Source organism: Streptomyces violaceusniger Tu 4113, assembly GCF_000147815.2.
GTDB classification, from domain to species: domain Bacteria; phylum Actinomycetota; class Actinomycetes; order Streptomycetales; family Streptomycetaceae; genus Streptomyces; species Streptomyces violaceusniger_A.
In genome coordinates this window covers 6,849,298-6,865,629 of sequence record NC_015957.1, presented here as the reverse complement: position 1 = coordinate 6,865,629, position 16,332 = coordinate 6,849,298, and the positions used below count along the sequence as shown (strand labels likewise).

14 protein-coding genes and 4 pseudogenes are annotated in these 16,332 nt (G+C 69.2%); 7 read left to right on the top strand and 11 right to left on the bottom strand.

Annotation, left to right across the window (positions count from 1 at the left end):
- Positions 1 to 171 precede the first annotated feature (171 nt).
- The 3 genes and pseudogenes from STRVI_RS27830 to STRVI_RS50160 all read right to left on the bottom strand — a co-directional run.
- The gene (locus STRVI_RS27830) at positions 172 to 804 is read right to left on the bottom strand and encodes a hypothetical protein (RefSeq protein ID WP_251982748.1); all 633 of its coding nucleotides are present in this window, start codon (positions 802 to 804) and stop codon (positions 172 to 174) included.
- Positions 805 to 1,155: 351 nt separating this feature from the next.
- Positions 1,156 to 1,785, bottom strand: coding sequence for a DUF4291 domain-containing protein (locus tag STRVI_RS50165; RefSeq protein WP_014058966.1), 630 nt, complete (start codon positions 1,783 to 1,785; stop codon positions 1,156 to 1,158).
- Positions 1,786 to 1,810: 25 nt separating this feature from the next.
- Positions 1,811 to 2,598, bottom strand: a pseudogene (locus STRVI_RS50160) (IS5 family transposase); the annotation flags it as partial.
- Between the two features lie 85 nt (positions 2,599 to 2,683).
- Here STRVI_RS50160 and STRVI_RS27815 point away from each other — a divergent pair.
- The 3 genes from STRVI_RS27815 to STRVI_RS55660 all read left to right on the top strand — a co-directional run bounded on the left by STRVI_RS27815 (position 2,684) and on the right by STRVI_RS55660 (position 6,710).
- Positions 2,684 to 4,780: a glycoside hydrolase gene (locus tag STRVI_RS27815; RefSeq protein WP_014058965.1), complete on the top strand. Its 2,097-nt coding sequence runs from the start codon at positions 2,684 to 2,686 to the stop codon at positions 4,778 to 4,780.
- Between the two features lie 253 nt (positions 4,781 to 5,033).
- The gene (locus STRVI_RS27810; protein ID WP_014058964.1) at positions 5,034 to 6,371 is read left to right on the top strand and encodes an aldehyde dehydrogenase family protein; all 1,338 of its coding nucleotides are present in this window, start codon (positions 5,034 to 5,036) and stop codon (positions 6,369 to 6,371) included.
- 210 nt (positions 6,372 to 6,581) lie between these two features.
- Positions 6,582 to 6,710 (top strand): hypothetical protein, encoded by a 129-nt coding sequence (locus STRVI_RS55660; protein ID WP_014058963.1) that lies wholly within the window; start codon positions 6,582 to 6,584, stop codon positions 6,708 to 6,710.
- A 59-nt stretch (positions 6,711 to 6,769) separates the two neighbouring features.
- On the opposite strand, the gene STRVI_RS46580 is transcribed toward STRVI_RS55660, so the two are convergent.
- Positions 6,770 to 7,336, bottom strand: a complete 567-nt coding sequence (locus STRVI_RS46580; RefSeq protein WP_150112924.1) for a CGNR zinc finger domain-containing protein — start codon at positions 7,334 to 7,336, stop codon at positions 6,770 to 6,772.
- A gap of 135 nt (positions 7,337 to 7,471) precedes the next feature.
- On the opposite strand from STRVI_RS46580, the gene STRVI_RS27800 reads away from it, so the two are divergent.
- Together STRVI_RS27800 and STRVI_RS27795 are read left to right on the top strand one after the other, a co-directional pair.
- The gene (locus STRVI_RS27800) at positions 7,472 to 8,230 is read left to right on the top strand and encodes a C4-dicarboxylate transporter/malic acid transporter (protein WP_014058961.1); all 759 of its coding nucleotides are present in this window, start codon (positions 7,472 to 7,474) and stop codon (positions 8,228 to 8,230) included.
- A 137-nt stretch (positions 8,231 to 8,367) separates the two neighbouring features.
- Positions 8,368 to 8,850, top strand: a complete 483-nt coding sequence (locus tag STRVI_RS27795; protein ID WP_014058960.1) for a molybdopterin-dependent oxidoreductase — start codon at positions 8,368 to 8,370, stop codon at positions 8,848 to 8,850.
- 33 nt (positions 8,851 to 8,883) lie between these two features.
- Here STRVI_RS27795 and STRVI_RS27790 read toward each other — a convergent pair whose 3' ends face one another.
- The 4 genes and pseudogenes from STRVI_RS27790 to STRVI_RS56490 form a co-directional block, all read right to left on the bottom strand.
- Complete coding sequence (locus tag STRVI_RS27790) at positions 8,884 to 9,735, bottom strand: putative RNA methyltransferase (RefSeq protein WP_014058959.1); 852 nt, start codon at positions 9,733 to 9,735, stop codon at positions 8,884 to 8,886.
- A gap of 93 nt (positions 9,736 to 9,828) precedes the next feature.
- Positions 9,829 to 10,230: pseudogene (locus STRVI_RS27785) on the bottom strand (transcriptional regulator); the annotation flags it as partial.
- A gap of 21 nt (positions 10,231 to 10,251) precedes the next feature.
- Complete coding sequence (locus STRVI_RS27780; RefSeq protein ID WP_167543197.1) at positions 10,252 to 11,298, bottom strand: IS630 family transposase; 1,047 nt, start codon at positions 11,296 to 11,298, stop codon at positions 10,252 to 10,254.
- Between the two features lie 39 nt (positions 11,299 to 11,337).
- Positions 11,338 to 11,805, bottom strand: a pseudogene (locus tag STRVI_RS56490) (helix-turn-helix domain-containing protein); the annotation flags it as partial.
- Positions 11,806 to 11,986: 181 nt separating this feature from the next.
- Here STRVI_RS56490 and STRVI_RS27770 point away from each other — a divergent pair.
- Both STRVI_RS27770 and STRVI_RS27765 read left to right on the top strand, forming a co-directional pair.
- Positions 11,987 to 12,400, top strand: a complete 414-nt coding sequence (locus STRVI_RS27770; protein ID WP_014058958.1) for a (R)-mandelonitrile lyase — start codon at positions 11,987 to 11,989, stop codon at positions 12,398 to 12,400.
- 180 nt (positions 12,401 to 12,580) lie between these two features.
- A pseudogene (locus STRVI_RS27765) lies at positions 12,581 to 13,822 on the top strand (glycoside hydrolase family 71/99-like protein); the annotation flags it as partial.
- A 47-nt stretch (positions 13,823 to 13,869) separates the two neighbouring features.
- Here STRVI_RS27765 and STRVI_RS27760 read toward each other — a convergent pair.
- From STRVI_RS27760 to STRVI_RS48730, 3 genes are read right to left on the bottom strand one after another with little or no spacing between them, the layout of a single operon-like run.
- A complete protein-coding gene (locus STRVI_RS27760) occupies positions 13,870 to 14,988 on the bottom strand; it encodes a glycoside hydrolase family 99 protein (RefSeq protein ID WP_014058956.1) in 1,119 nt (372 codons plus the stop codon).
- Position 14,989: 1 nt separating this feature from the next.
- A complete protein-coding gene (locus STRVI_RS27755; RefSeq protein ID WP_014058955.1) occupies positions 14,990 to 15,880 on the bottom strand; it encodes an NAD-dependent epimerase/dehydratase family protein in 891 nt (296 codons plus the stop codon).
- A complete protein-coding gene (locus STRVI_RS48730; RefSeq protein ID WP_251982747.1) occupies positions 15,877 to 16,050 on the bottom strand; it encodes a hypothetical protein in 174 nt (57 codons plus the stop codon). The genes STRVI_RS27755 and STRVI_RS48730 overlap by 4 nt, the downstream gene beginning before the upstream one ends.
- Between the last annotated feature and the right edge of the window lie 282 nt (positions 16,051 to 16,332).

The following is a 16,332-nucleotide window of genomic DNA, read 5'->3' as shown; positions in this document are numbered from 1 at the left end:
CCACGGCCAGCCTGCCACATCACGGACTTACACGATCTTTCAGACACGCTCTCGCTGTCCGGGCTGAAGCCCTCCCTCTCCCTGCCATCTGAGGAACGGCCTTCTCCAGTCAGTCATGCTCGCGGTTCTCTGATGGCGTGTAGCAACGCCGGATGTTCTGTGCGATCCCTCTCAGGAAGGGATTGCTTCGCTGAGCTCAACTGTACCGGCGGCGGTTTTTGGGGCGGTGGCCGAGTAGAAGACGGACCGCTGCTGCTTGGTGCGGTGTGCTTGGCCCTTGGCGACGAGTGACTCCAGGGTGCTGCGCACGACAGTGGCTTTGATCTCCCGGTCTGGAAAAGCCTGAGCGAGGGCGGCGGTGACCTCGATTGCCGAGCGTGGTTCGCCGTGCTGGGCGAGGTCGTCACGGATGAGGGCCCGGAGCGTGGGTACACCCGTTTTTCGTGCCCGCTGAGGGTGGTTCCTGGCCGACTCTGCCTCCTTCCGCTTGCCGGTGGTCGTGCTGGTGTTCTTCTTCGGCTTGCGTCCTGCTGGCAGCGATGCAGACGTTCGTACAGCGGACGAGCCATTCTCAGAGCTGCTGATGTCGGTGTTCTCGGAAACGTCACCGGGGGCTTCGTCACCGAGGGTGTGCCGCATGCTGAGCAGGAGCGTCCGGTTGTTTTCCAGCGCCGACAGTTGCTGCTGCAGTGCTGTGATTTCGGAGCTGAGGCGTTCGTGTTCGGCGGAGTTACGTTCGAGGTCGGCGGTGATCTGTGCCGCATATTGAGACTTCAGATTGGTGTTGCTGGCGGAGGTATCCACCACGAGCTCCCTCGTCTGGGCTGTTTTCATGTTGGTGGTGGATGGTACCTCTGCGCGACGGCTAGGAGGCCATTGGCTTCAGCGGGCAGGTGTGTAGGTGATCCGGGCGCCCTGCCAGCCAGCCGTGAAACCGACGAGAGCGGTCGGTTCGTCCGGGGTTGACGACAGTCCCCAGCGGGATTCCACCGCGGTTCGCTCCTCGATGTGTCGGCAACGGACCTCTGGTCGGAGGGAAGCCACTTGCCGAGCGGTCATCGGGCTCGGGCTGTGGCCGCAGCGGCACAGGAGACGGACGCGCCCTTGGCCTGGGCGGATAAAGTCCTAAGAGATCATCTCAATTGGCAGATGAGCTCATTGGTATAGATGTGCCAGGTCCCCTTCGTTGACGGGGTAAGGACGTTCACGGGGCAAAAGTTGCCGTGCGGCGTCCAGGTCTCCGCCCTGAACATGCGCGTGGATGGTGTGAGCGAGGGACGTGATGTCGGTGATGGAGACGGTCCACTCATCGGCGTAGAGACGGGCGGCCTCGCCAGTAAGGCCGAGCTGGAGCGACCGGTGGGCAAGTGGCTGAAGGTGCAGGTCGCGTTCGGGGTCCCATTGCACCCGGGCCGGAGCCCGCTTCAATTGGCGCTTCCACGTGGCACGGTCGGCGTGGAGGCCATGCTCGTAGTGGGACAGGCAAGCGTGCTCCAGTGCCCACTCGAAGCCTTCCCGGGAGATCTCGGCAGCGAGAACGGTCTCCTGGCCTTCTTTGGTGCCCCACCCGCAGCGGTACATCATCCACAGGAACGACGGCTTGATCCAGGTCATCCGGTCCCGCTGCCACACCGCCGGGTAACGGCCCTCCCGAGCCGCTGGCAGGCCAATCTCCGGGGCGTACGCCTGGTAGACGGTGACCGTGGACTCCGTGTGCAGGGCTCGGATCTGGTATTTGGGTTCTGCCACGGGACCAGGGTGGGCACACTGACTCGCGCGCGCCATCAAATAACCGCGGTGCCAGGCCGCCGAGCCTGCGATAGCAGATGAGGGTGGCGGCGATGCCGACGAAGGCGAGGAAGTGCGCGGCCTTGCGCTCGTAGCGGCGGTGCAGGCGGCGGCATCCGGCAAGCCAGGCCACCGTTCTCTCCACAGTCCAGCGGTGACGGCCCAGCCGCTGGGAGGACTCGACGCCCTTGCGGGCGATGCGCGGCGTGATGTTCCGCGAGCGGAGCCATCGACGCAGGTGGTCGTAGTCATATCCTTTATCGCCGTGTAGCTTGGCTGGCCTTCGCCGACGAGGCCCGCGCCTGGAGCGGATGGGAGGTATGCCCCGCACCAGCGGTTCCAGCCCCTGGCTGTCGTGGGTGTTGGCAGCGGAGATGCCGATCGAGAGGGGCAGACCGGTCCGCTCGGTGATCAAATGGATCTTTGAGCCTTTCTTGCCCCGGTCTACAGGATTCGGGCCCGTCAGATCCCCCCTTTCACTGCGCGCATGCTCACCGAGTCGATTGCGCATCGCGACCAATCCAGTTCCCCGCGTGCGCCGAGCTCGTCCAGGACCAGGCGGTGAAGCTTGCCCCAGACCCGGGCCCTGCTCCACTCGGTGAACCGGCGGTGCGCGGTCGGGCCAGACGGGCCGAAGACCGGCGGCAACTGCTGCCACGTGCACCCCGTTGTGGCTACGAACACGATCGCGGCCAGCACCTCCCGATCGCCGTGACGCCGCCGGCCCCCTCCCTGTGCGCGCACAGGTGCTGGGGGCACCACCCGCTGGAACAACTCCCACAACCCACCCGGAACCAGGCGCTCTACCATCGTCAGCACGACGATGAGACTAACGTCAAGCCAATTGAGATGGTCTCTTAGAAGCCCTCTTATATCGGCTCGCTATCAACGTCCCATGAAACGTAACCACTTCACCTCGCCGCGGGTGATCGCCGCGGTGGCGCTGGCGGGCGCGGTGTCCTGCCTCGCCCTCGCCTCGACCACTCTCGCCTCCACCACCCACTCCGGCACCACCCACTCCGGCACCGCCCGGTCCGGCACCACCCGGTCCGGGGACGCACCCCGGCCGATCGTGGTCGGTGGCCACCGTGTGGAGGTCCCGGTGTCGGGCGGCACCGCCACCGTCGACACCACCTCGCTGCGGGTCACCGCCCGTACGGATCAGGGGACCGTGGAGCTCTCCGCGCCCGCCGCCACCGCTCCCGGGAAACCCGGCTCGGTGACCACCTCCCCGGGCACCGCCCACTGGAGCTATCCGGACACCGGACTGGACGTCACTGCCCGCGCCGGTGACAACGGCCGCCTGGTGCTCTCGGTGAGGGCCGCCGAAAAGGCCACCAGCAAAGCCACCGGAAAGGCCGCAGGCGAGACCGCCCGCACCCTGTCGTGGCCGGTCACCGGCACCGACCGGCGCGCCACCGCCGTACAGCTCCCGCGCGGCGAGGGGCTGTCGCTGCCGGTGGCCGACCGCTTCTGGAACTCCTCCCGGGCCGATCTGGTCGACACCGACATGGCCATGGAGTCGGATCTGTCGATGCCGCTGTGGGGCTACACGCTCGGCGACCGCCAGGGCGTGAGCTATCTCGTGCCCAGCGACATCGGCACATCGCTGCGCGTCACCTCCGACGCGGGCAAGCTGCGCACCGCCGCCACCCACCGGTTCTCGCGCGCCGACGGCACCACGCGGTACACCGTGGCCTTCTCCCTCACCGACGGCTCCCCGGTGGCCGCCGCCCGCGACTACCGCGCCTGGCTCGGCGAGCACGGGCAACTGAAGAGCCTGCGGGAGAAGATCCGGGAGACACCGGCCACCAGGAAGCTGCTCGGCGCGTTCCACGCCTATCTGTGGGGCGACGCCCGCAAGGCCGACTTCATGGGCAGGCTGCGTGGCCTCGGCGTGGACCGCATGTGGCTCGGCTACGACGCCGACGACCGGCCGATGGACGCCGCGGCCACCGTGGCCGCGAAGAAGGCGGGCTATCTCGTCGGCCCGTACGACTCGTTCGCCAACGGCCAGGACCCGGCCACCTCCGACGCGCCGACGTCCGCCTGGCCCGGCACGGTGTACCCGGACTTCTGCGTCCGGGACGGCGACGGCAAGCCCGTCCCCGGTTTCCACGACCGCGGCTGCTACCTCTCCTCCGAGGCGTTCGAGAAGGCCGAGCCGCGCCACCACTACCTTGCCGACCGCACCCGCGAGATGACCAAGGCGGGCGCCGACAGCTACTTCCTCGATGTGGACGCGGCCGGTGAGCTGTTCCGCGACCACAGCCCCGCTCACCCCATGACCAAGGCGCAGGACCGCGCCAACCGGCTGGCCCGGATGACGCGGCTGTCCGACCGCGGGCTGGTGCTGGGCTCGGAGTCCGCCGGGGCCTGGGCCAACCGGGACCTCGCCTTCGACCATGGCTCGGGGACTCCGGTGGCGGGCGGTCTGTGGACGGCGCAGCGCGACAAGGAGACCTGGGGCGGCTACGCCCCCGCCGACGCGCCGGGCGTCTTCTTCAAGCCCGCGGAGCTGCCCGCCGATGTGGCGAAGGCCATGTACGACCCGGTGTACCGCGTGCCGTTGTACGAGACCGTGCTCCATGACTCCGTGGTGAACACCGAGCGCTGGGAGCTGTCGTACGACAAGCTGCCACGGCAGAAGACCGACCGCGCGCTGCTCGGCATGCTGTACAACACCCCGCTCAACTTCGTGCTCACCGGCGACTCGCTGGAGCGGAACGGCCGCGAACTCGCCACCCTGCAGAAGTACTTCGCGCCCCTGCACAAGGCGGCCGGTACCGAGCCGCTGACCGACTTCCGGGCGCTGACCGCCGATCGCACCGTGCAGCGCACCGTCTTCGGCGACGGCACCCTCACCGTCACCGCCAACTTCGGCAGTACACCCCACAAGGGCCTGCCCGGTGGCTGTGTGGACGCCGAGCTCCGCGACGACACCGCGCCGCGCCGACTGTGCCCGGCCACGATGAACGGAACCGCCGGGTAATCGCGCGGCGCCTTCGGTGTGGAAGCCGATGTTGTCGGGTCCGCGGGCAACGGCACGGCGCGGAGGGCCGCCGGACGGCCGGACCTGTACATGGTCTATCGACAATAGAAAATTACATGTCGATGGTCGCGTGTGCTATAACGTAAGCGTCTAAATTCGGAAGACGATTACGTCGATGCCCAGCACACCCTGCCCGCGGGCCGGGCCCCTTTCCCCCGCGGGCCGGGCCCCTTTCCAGAGAACGGGATGCCCCATGACCACCACCTACCCCGCCTTGACCGAGACCGACGCCGCCGCCCTCGTGGCGCGGCTGCGCGAGACCCATCGCAGTGGCCGCACCAAGTCTCTCGCCTGGCGCCGCGAGCAGCTCACCCGGCTGCGCGCGCTGCTGACCGACAACCGCGCGGCCATCGCCGACGCCCTCTGGGCCGACCTGCGCAAGAACCCTGCCGAGGTGGACCGCGCGGAGATCGACATCACGGTCCTCGAGATCGACGACTACCTCGAGCACCTGGAGGAGTGGCTCGCCCCGCAGCCCGCGGAGGTCACCGTCTCCCACCTGCCGGAGGGGACCACGGCCCGCACCGAGCTCGACCCCCTCGGTGTCGCCCTGGTCCTCTCGGCCTGGAACTATCCGATCTATTTGCTGCTGACCCCCGTCGCCGCCGCGCTGGCGGCCGGCAACGCGGTGGTCATCAAGCCCTCCGAGCTCGCCGAGCAGACCTCCGCGCTGCTGGCCCGGCTCCTTCCGGACTACCTCGACACCGAGGCCACCGCCGTGGTCGAGGGCGGCGTCGCCCAGACGACATCGCTGCTGGCCCAGCGCTTCGACCACGTCTTCTACACCGGCAACGGCACCGTGGGCCGGATCGTGATGCGCGCGGCCGCCGAGCATCTGACCCCCGTCACCCTCGAACTCGGCGGCAAGTCGCCGGTCTTCGTCGACCGCGACGCCGACCTCACCGCGGTTGCCGCCCGCATCGCGGCCACCAAGTTCTCCAACGCCGGACAGACCTGCGTCGCCCCCGACTACGTCCTCACCGACCCGGACACCGCCGAGGCGCTGGCGGCCGCCCTGACCCAGGCGATCGAGCAGCAGTACGGCAGCGACCCGCGCGCCGCCGACCACTACGGACGCATCGTCAACGAGCGCCACTTCGACCGTCTGTCCGCGCTGCTCGGCTCCGGCCGCACCGTGACCGGCGGACAGAGCGACCGCGCCGAGAAGTACATCGCGCCGACCGTGCTGGTGGATGTGAAGCCCGACGAGCCGGTGATGCAGGAGGAGATCTTCGGCCCCATCCTGCCGATCCTGACCGTCGCCGACCTCACCGAGGCCATCGCCTTCATCAACGACCGCGACAAGCCACTCGCGCTCTACGCCTTCACCGAGAACGACACCACCCGGGCCCGGCTGATCGCCGAAACCTCCTCGGGTGCCGTCAACTTCGGCTTCCCGATCTTCCATCTGACCGTGCCGACGCTGCCGTTCGGCGGTGTCGGGGAGAGCGGCATGGGCAGCTACCACGGCCGCTACTCGCTGGAGACGTTCAGTCACCGCAAGGCGGTCCTCGACGTCCCGCTGACCTGACCCACCCCCTCATCTACGTTTCGCAAGAGGGCGAGGACATGAGCGAGATCAAGACCCGGTTCCGGCGGATCGACGGACTGTCCATCCGGTACGCCGAGAGCGACGTGCCTTCGTGACCGCGAGGCGCTGCTGCTGAGCCCGTGGCCGGAGAGCCTGTACGCCTACGACGCGACCTGGTCGCGGCTGGCCGCCCATGCTCACCTGGTCGCCGTGGACCTGCCGGGGTTCGGGCAGTCCGAGCTGCGGGAGGACCTGCTGTCCCCCCAGGCGATGGGCGAGTTCATCGTGCGGATCGCCGACGCGTTCAAGGCGGTCACCGGCTGGTGGCGGGCGAACTGACCTTCTTCGGCTAGCTGGCCTTCCCTGTAAGGGAGTTGGCGAGAGGGCCCGGCCCGGTGTCAGCTTCCGGGCCGGGCCTTCTTCCGGGCTCGGTACGCGGCCACGTTGCTCTTGTTGCCGCAGACCTCGTACGAGTGCCAGCGCTGGGTGCGGCTGCGCGTGGTGTCGTAGAACACGTGGCTGCAGTGCTCGTTGGCGCAGATGCGGAGACGGGGCCAGGTGCCGTCGGAGACGAGCTCCGCCACTGCCAGGGTGATGCCACCCACCACGGGGTCGCCGCCCACCTGCCGCAGCCGCACCGCCCCGGACTCCGAGAAATCCTGCCGCAGCGTGACAGCGGACGCCCACTCGGCGAGCTGTGCCCAGCCGGGTGCCGCCCCGGCGCTGTCCGGCGCGGAGGCGATGTCCATCAGGGTCGTGCGCAGCCCGCGGATCTCGGCGATGCGCTGCGGTGATGGCGCCTCCGCCGCGGGCTGGCCGAACGGGCGCAGGACGGCGCTCGCCGTCTCCGGGGTCTGGAGCGTGTCCGGGAAACCGGGACCGTGCGGCCGGGAGTTGAGCAGGTCCACCATCGCCGCCGCGGTCGCGGGAATCCGCCGCGCTGAGTCCGATTCTTCTCTGGCCACCCAGCCATCATAGCACATGGTCTATTGGTAAATGGGGCTTACATCCTGGCGGTCGGGCATGCTATAAGTAAGCGTCTAAAGAAAAACACCCCATTACAAGGTCATCTTGCGAGATCAACCTCGAGGACACAGCTCGTGATTGCCAAGAACGGCTCGGACCTCCGGCCGGAGCGGGGCCAGGGCCCGCCGATCCTGTCCGGCTCCGCCGCTTCGGCCGGACCCGCGCCGTACGCGGCTCCCGCCTCCCATGGCTCGCGGAGCGCGCGCATCAGCCTGCTGGCGATCTCGCTGGGCTCCGCGGGGCTGGGCGGGGCCTGGCAGGCGGCGACCTCCGTCGCCTCGGCGTGGATCCAGATCAGCGATGTGCTGTTCGTGATCAGCGGACTGGTCTGGGTCGTACTCCTGGCCGCATACGTGCGGCACGGCGGAGCCCGGTGGCGCAACCTGCGCGAGGATCTGCGCCACCCGGGCCAGGGGTTCGCCCTCGCGTACGTCCCCATCATCGGCATGCTGATCACCGGTCACTTCTCGCGCTTCGGCGAGGAGGGCGCCCGCTGGGCCTACGCCGTCTTCGTCGTGGCGGCCGCGCTGGTCGCCGCCCGGCTGCTCGCCCACTGGTTCACCGGCGGGCTCGGCGACCTGGTCGCCTTCATGCTTCCGACCCTCCGCGAGCGGTCTTTCCACACCGGGCTGTGGATCTACAGCTTTCCGGTGGCCGCCACCACGAACTTCCTGGTGCGCTGGACATCCGCGGCGGAGGTGCCGGGCCGGGAGACAGTCGTCTGGACGCTGCTGGCGGTGGCGAGTGGTGGCTTCCTCCTCCTGGGCGTCGCGACGCTTGTCCACGGTGGCCGGCACTGGCGCCTGCGGACCGGGAGGCCGGAGCTCGGGTGAATCGAGCGCTACGCCGCAGATGCAAGGGGAAAGCCTCCTTTCACCTCGCATCAGCCGGATCTTGGATCCTTCAGCATGGCATGTGCGTTTGCGTGGGACGGGGGGTCGGGTAACGGTCCTCCAGGAGGTGGTAGCCCGTGAGTGACTCCCTCGTAGCTGCCGGCGCGGCCGCCGGTCCGGTGGCGGAGCTCGCCCTCACCGGCGATGTGACCCGTCCGGCCCGGCTGACGGTGTCCGAACTGCTCTCCTGGCCCCAGCACCGGGCGCAGGTCAGCTTCGACTGCTCCACCAGCGGCATCCAGCAGCACCGCTTCACCGGACCGTACCTGCACGACGTCCTGGTCTCCGCCGGGCCCGCCTTCGACCCCGCCCGGCGCAAGGACCGGCTGCGCTTCCTGATCGCCGTACGCGGCGCGGACGGCCACCGCGCGCTGCTGTCCTGGGCCGAGATCGACCCGGACTTCGGCCGTGCCCCCGTCCTCCTCGCGGTCACCATCGACGACACCCCGCTCGACCGCGCGGGCCCGCAGCTCGTCCTGCCCCAGGACCGCTGCGGCGCCCGTTACATCAGCGGCATCGAGACGATCCGCGTGGACGGCGGATACACCGTCTGGACCTGACGGCGCTGAGCGGAGCGCGGTGGGCCGGGGGCGTCAGACCAGCGGACGGTAGGCGGTGAGCGTGACGGACAGCGTCACGTCACAGGGCTCGGGCAGCAGTGCGACGCGCTCCTTCAGCCGCTCGCCCTGCTGGTGCCAGGCGTTGGGCCCCATCCCCACCAGCCGTGGCACGGCCTGGTGGTCCAGCGTCATGGTGCTCCGCGAACGCTCCCGGGCCACCTCGGTGAAATGCGCCGAGAACCGGTCCGCCAGCCGCTCGTCCTTCTGTTCGTCCACCCGCAGCAGCCCCAGGGCCTCCACCAGCTCCCGTAGATGATCCGGCCGGGGCGTCACCACCAGCAGCACACCCTCAGGGCGCAGCATCCGCCGCAGCTCGGCCGGATTGCGCGGTGCGAAGACGTTGAGGACCACCGACGCGGCCCCATCGGCGAACGGCAGCGCGTCCCAGGCGTCGGCCACCACCGCGCTGGTACGGGGATGCGCCCGCGCGGCCCGGCGGGCGGCGAACTTGGAGATGTCCAGCAGGACGCCCTCGGAACCCGGGAACTCCGACATCACCCGGGCGAGGTGGTAGCCCGTGCCGCCGCCGATGTCCACGACGCAGCCGGGGTCCCCGCCCGTCGGCGCCGGTGCCGTCTCACGCGCCAGCGCGGCCAGTGCCGCGGCGATCGGCGCGAAGTGACCGGCGGCCAGGAAGTCCGCCCGGGCCGCCACCATCTCGGCGGTGTCCGCGCTGAACTTGGCGGCCCCGCGCAGCAGATTCACATACCCCTGCTTCGCCACGTCGAAGCTGTGCCCCTGGGAACACCGCAGCGCGCCGTCGGTCATCGTCAAACCGCCGGAACAGTAGGGGCACCGAAGGTACCGAACCGCCTCTTTCCGCATCGTGTCCCTCGTGCCGCTGTTGTCCTGCGTGCCGCTGTTGTCCTGACAGGAGCTCAGCCTATGCACATCTCGGCGGTGCGGTGCGGCCGGGTCTCAGTCGGCCGGTGACGCCGACAGGTGCTGGTCGGCGGCCCAGGAGGCGAGGATGCGCAGTCCGTCGTGGGTGGACGTGCCGACTTCCGCGGTCCAGATGACCAACTGCTGGTCGGGATCGGTGCTGGCGGTCAGCGTGTCCCAGTCCAGAGCGAGCTCCCCGGCGAGCGGATGGTGGAGGACCTTGGTGCCCACGCTGAGCGTGGCGACCTGGTGGGAAGCCCACCAGGTGCGGAAATCCGCGTCCTGAACGGACAGTTCCCCGACGAGTACGGACAGCCGCGGGTCGTCGGGATATTTCGCGGCCTCCATACGCAACTGGGCGACACAGGTACGGGCGACGGTCTTCCAGTCGGCGTACAGGGTCCGCATGGCGGGGTCCGTGAAGAGAATGCGGACATATTGATCAGAAACTCATGGGGTTCACTCGTCGATGATGTAGCGGACGTGCGGGGCTTTGAAGTAGCCGGTGATGACATGGGGCTGGCGTTGTCGGCGGTGGAAGAACCTGCGGGTTTCGCTGGCGAGTTCGGTCTGGTTCCTGGCCCGGTGGCTGTGGGGAAGGCTGCGCTTGAGGTCGGCGTTGACCAGCTCGTCCGGGTTCAGCTCGGGTGAGTACGAGGGCAGGAAGTGCAGCTCGATCTTCTCCTCGTGGTCGGCGAGCCAGGCCCGGACGGCCTTCGAACGGTGGGCCGAGTGCCGGTCGACGATCAGGTGGACCTTCCGGCCGAAGTGCCCGACGAGCCTGGCGAGGAAGCGGCACATGACCGTCGCGTCGAACGACTCGGTGAAGACCATGAAGTGCATCCGGCCCTTGGTGCTGATCGCGGACATCGCGTTCACGGAGAACCGGTTCCCGGTTCGGCGGACCACCGGAGTCTGCCCCTTGACGCCCCAGGTACGGCCGGTGACCTGGTCCGAGCGGATCCCGACCTGGTCAGCGAACAGGATCTCGCCCCTCTCGGCCTTCGCCCGGGCCCGGATCGCCGGCCAGGTCTCCTCCTGCCAGGTCCGGACCCCTTCCGCATCCTGCTCGATGGCTCGCTTGTCCGGTCGCTGGAAGGTCAGCCCCCAGCGCTTGAGGTACTTGCCCACCCCGGGCTCGGTGAAGCGGACCCCGTACAGTTTGAAGATCAGTCGGCCTATCTGGCCCCGCGTCCACAGCTGACCGGAAAGCCCCAGGCCGGAGGGAGTGTGATCGAGGACAGCCTGCCGCACGGCGGCCTGCTCGGCCTCGGACAGGACCTGATGCTCACCCGCACAACGGCCTCGAGGACGCGACAGCAGCGCGTCCCGTCCGCCGGCCCGCCACCTCGCCCACCAGTTGTCCACCGCCCTGACCGACACCTTGAACAAGGCGGCAACCTCTACCCGGTCCCGGCCCTCCACCAGCGCGGATACCGCCAGCAACCGCACGGCCTCTTGCGCGTCCGGCGACCAGGTCCGCGCGTCCCCCACCAGATCACTCACACACCGTCAACGAGCCCGAACCCAAAGCGTTTCGGATCAATAGTTCCGGTGCTTTTCCGGAACCTGCCCGAAGTCGGTAATGAGTGCGGCGGCGAGGGAATTCCACGCGATGACGTCCATGCGCCGCCCCATGACGACGGCGGGGGTGGCGGTGAGGTCGTCCAGCAGCCGCCGCAATTGCGGCTGGACTTTCTGCCGCGCCCGGCGCCGGGGGCGGGCGATTTCCTTTCCGGCGAGTCCGAAGAGATAGCCGCGCTGGTCGTCGTCGAGGTGCAGGGCCTGGGCGAGGGCCTCCAGCACGGGTGCGGAGGCGTGGATGCGGCCCTGCTCCAAGCGGGTGTAGTAGTCGGGGGAGATGGCCGCGAGCTGGGCGACCTCTTCCCGGCGCAGACCTGCCACCCGACGCGGGCCCGCGCTGTCGGGCAGTCCGACGGTGCGGGGACTGAGCTCGGCCCGGCGGGCCTTGAGGAATTCGCCCAGTTGGTTGAGGTGTGCGTCGGGACTCATGGTTCCCAGTGTGGCACCGGCCGGTGGCCCGCTGAGGGGGAGAGTTTTGTCCCAGGATGTTTCTCTCCCAGGAGGAAACCCTCCTCTGCGCGAGTCTGCGCGCAGGTGCGAGCCTGGAAGCCACGCCACGGAAAAGACACCGAAGCGACACCGAAGAAAGTCACGGGAAGAAGGAAAACCGTTGAAGTTCGTCACGCCCCAGCCCACCACGAAGGCCCCCGCGGACTGGTTCACCGGCGATGTGTGGTTCGACGTCATCTGCATCGGCCAGGATCCCTCCCGGATGCGCGTCAACATGGTGCGCTTCTCTCCGGGCGCGCACACCGCCTGGCACCGCCACGCGGTGGGCCAGACCCTGCACGTGGTGGAGGGCATCGCCCTGATCGGCACCCGCGACGGCACGGTCTTCGAGGCCCACCCCGGCGAGACCGTGACCTGCCCGCCCGACGAGGAGCACTGGCACGGCGCCACGCCGGATCGGTTTATGCAGCACCTGGCGATGTGGGAAGGCACGTTCGACGACACCCCCGAGACCACCTGGCTGGAGAAGGTCAGGGACGAGCAGTACGGCGGCACCCGCACCCGCGGCCACTGACGACCGCCGGTCCTCGATCCTTGATCGCCGAATGAGGGAATGGCGCATAAACGACGAAATGCGCGTCCGCCTGAATTCGGCTAACCGTCCATTAAATTGCGGAATCGTGAACGCGTGATTACGCTCCGCCGCAGCGAGCACCCCCACTCAAGCCGCTCACTGCCGGAAAGGCAGGCCCTCATGGGTATTTCACGCCGCCATCTCATCGGTTCCGCGCTCGGCGCCACGGCGCTCGGTGCCCTGGGCGCCGCCCAGCTGACGACGGGCACCGCCACCGCGGCCAGCCCGCCCGGTGACGTCGTCGGCAAGGTTACCGTCGGCTATCAGGGCTGGTTCGCCTGCGCGGGGGACGGCGCCCCGATCAACGGCTGGTGGCACTGGGCCGCCAACATGTCCCAGCCGCCGTCGCCGGGCAACACGGGCATTCAGAGCTGGCCGGATATGCGCGAGTACACCAAGGGCTACCGGACCAACTACAGCAACCTCAACAACGGCCAGCCGGCCACCTTGTTCTCCTCCTACGACCAGCAGACCGTGGACACCCACTTCCGCTGGATGCAGCAGTACAACATCGACACCGCCGCCCTCCAGCGCTTCAACCCCTTCAGCCCCGAGGGGCCGACGCGCGACGCCATGGCCACCAAGGTCCGCTCGGCGGCGGAGAAGTACGGCCGGAAGTTCTACATCATGTACGACGCCACCGGCTGGCTCGACATGAAGAACCAGATGAAGCAGGACTGGACGGACAAGATGAAGGCCCATACGTCGTCCTCCGCCTACGCCAGACAGAACGGCAAGCCGGTGGTGGGCATCTGGGGGTTCGGCTTCAACGAGGCCAACAAGCCCTGGTCGGCCGCGGACTGCCTGGACGTCATCAACTGGTTCAAGGCCCAGGGCTGTTACGTGATGGGTGGGGTCCCCACCCACTGGCGGTCCGGCAACGAGGACTCACGCCCCGGCTACATCGGCGTCTACCACGCCTTCCACATGCTCTCGCCGTGGATGGTGGGACGCATCGGCAACATCGCCGACACCGACCGTTTCTTCTCCGGCGTCAACACCCCGGACCAGGCCGACTGCAACGCCAACGGGATCGACTACCAGCCCTGTGTGCTCCCCGGGGACACCCAGTCGCGGCAGCGCGCACACGGCGACTTCATGTGGCGGCAGTTCTACAACATGGTGCGGGTGGGCGCGCAAGGCATCTACATCTCCATGTTCGACGAGTACAACGAGGGCAACCAGATAGCCAAGACGGCCGAGAACGCGTCGATGGTCCCTGCCGGTTCCGGGATCTGGGCGCTCGACGAGGACGGCACCGCCTGTTCCTCGGACTACTACCTCCGCCTCACCGGAGACGGGGGCCGGATGCTCAAGAAGCAGATCGCGCTGACCCCCAACCGGCCCACGAAACCCGTCGTCTAGCGCGGTTCGCCGGGACCCCGGCCGGGGCCCCGGCACACCACGCCTCAGCGGCGGCGAGCCGCTTCGAACCGGGCCACCCAGTAGGCGGTGCGGTCGAGATACGCCGTCTCGGCCGCGGCGCCCGTCCTCCCGTACGCCCCGCTGTAGGTCCGGTAGCTCTGCGCGGTGGGCGGGGCGGACGCCGCGGGCTCGATCTGGCTGCCCTCGTGCCACTCGTTGAACGAGGTGATCGAGACCCAGGTGGGCGGGCCCCCGTTGGCCGGGGAGAGGGCGTTGTTCCACTCCAGGTCGTAGGTGGCGCCGTCGGCGCGCTCCAGGGTGGGCGTGGTGTTCCCGGGCACGGCGCGGTCGTCGATGTAGCCGGGGCCGATGGACGGTGCCCAGACCATGCCGTGGTCGCGGCAGTACGCGGCCGGGCCGGCCCACTGCGGGTTGTTGCCGGCGGCGATGGCGTCATAGGTGTACATGCCGCCGAAGTGCGCGACCTTCGACACATCCGTGGTCTGGGCCAGCACGATGGCGCGGTCGGCCACTTGGTCGAGCGGGGCCCAGTCGACGATCCGCAGGGACTCGAAGACGTAGTACGCGCCGCGGTCGCCGTGTGCCGCGTCCCGGTAGAAGGCCGGGTGGCCGCCGTACCGCTGGATGAGATAGCCGATGTCGTCCACCACGGACTGCGCGGTGCGCCCGGCGTAGGGCTCGATGTGCCAGGCCACCTTCAGCCCGCGCGAGGCCGCCGCGTCCAGGAGCAGTGGCACCCGCTGGTCCTCGTAACCGCCCTGCCCCCACCAGCTGGTGACGAGCACACCGGTTCCGGCCTGGGCCAGCCACCCCATATGGCGGTCGACCACGGCGCGGTCGCCGGAGTCGTAGGCCCCGGCCGCCGGGTAGAAGTCGGAGCCGATCCCGTCGGGCGGGGTGAGGCCGCCCTGTGGCCAGTGGCGCCAGGAGCCGTTGACCTCCGGGCTGCCGTACCAGGGGTAGTAGAAGATGTGCACGTTTGGCGAGGGGGCGAGACGGGTCGCGGCGGCGGGTCTGGGGTCGTCGGCGGGTGCGGCGGCCGCCGCCCGGCCTCCCGACACGGCGAGCGCGCCGGCGCCCAGGGCGCCCGCGGCCGCGGCCGTCAGAAAGGTCCGGCGACGGGTGCCGGGGCTGTGTGCCATCTCATGTTCCTTCCGTGGGGGAGGAGCAGTGGGGACCCTCGGCGACGGCGTCAGCGGTACGCCAGCCGTGGGCGGGGGCGAAGCCCAGCAGCCGGGTGCAGCGCGAGGTGTCGTACAGGCCCGCGAAGCGGGACAGCGGCGCCACGATCCTGGCGGTGGGGTGGTAGCGGGCGAGCAGGTCGGCCGTGGGGATGTCCGAGGAGGTGTCGGGGGCCGCCACGTACAGCACATGGCTGCCGCGCGCCTCGGCGCCGAGCGCGGCTCGTACCGCCGCGGCGGCGTCGCGGGTGTCCAGCCACCCCCACAGGTCGCCGGCGTGGTGTCCGGGATCCGCGCGCACGGCGGCGAGCTGGCGCGTCAGCCGTGGGCCGGTGCCGGTGAAGGGGAAGCGCAGACACACGGTGTCGGTGCCCCAGCGCCGGTGGGTGCCCTCGGCGACCTGCTCGAGGACCAGCTTGGAGAGTCCGTACGGGTCCTCGGCGAGCGTGGCGTGTGACTCGTCGACCGGTACATAGCCGGGTGAGCGCCGGTGGGTCGACCACGCCAGCCCCAGCGCGCCGATGCTGGAGGCGGCCACCACACGGCGCACTCCGGCGCGCCCGGCCTCGTCCAGCGTCAGGTAGGCGGTGTGGCAGTTGGCGGTGAACTGGCTTGCCGGATCCCGGGTGTCGGGGTGCGGGATCGCCGCGAGGTGGACGAGCGCCTCCATCCCGCGCAGCGCCTCCCGCACCAGCTCGCGGTCGCGCAGGTCCCCGGCGAGGCTCCGCTCCAGGCGCGGGTCGTGGACGGGCTTCCGGTCGGTCGCGGTCACGCGGTAGCCGTGGTTCAGAAGATCCTCGACCACATGGCGCCCGATGTGGCCCGCGGCGCCGGTCACCAGGACGCGGGTCATCCCTTCACCGCCCCGACGAGCCCGTTCACGAAGTACCGCTGCAGCGCGAGGAAGAGCAGGATCACCGGGATCACCACGATCAGCGCACCGGCCATCAGGCTGTTGTACTGCGGCACGTTCTGCGCGGAGAGCTGCTGGAGATGCGACTGCTTGAACGTCCACATCGTCACGGCCGCGGAACCCGCCCCCGACGCGCTGCCGCAGCCGCTCAAGCCCGAGGCCGACAGTACGGCGGCGAGGCCCAGCGCCGCGAGGCGGGCGCGTCGTGGCGGTGAGAAACGTCCCGAGGGAGGAGAAAGCGGATATCTGGCATGCATACGAGACCCTGCCTCATGCCGATGCGTTCAGAAGACCGAATGACGTTGGAGTAACGGAACATAGGCTTGCCGTGATATAGCGTCAAGACAAGCTGCGTAAGGTGTCGGCAACCGGGGCCAGCGGGGCGCCGGGCC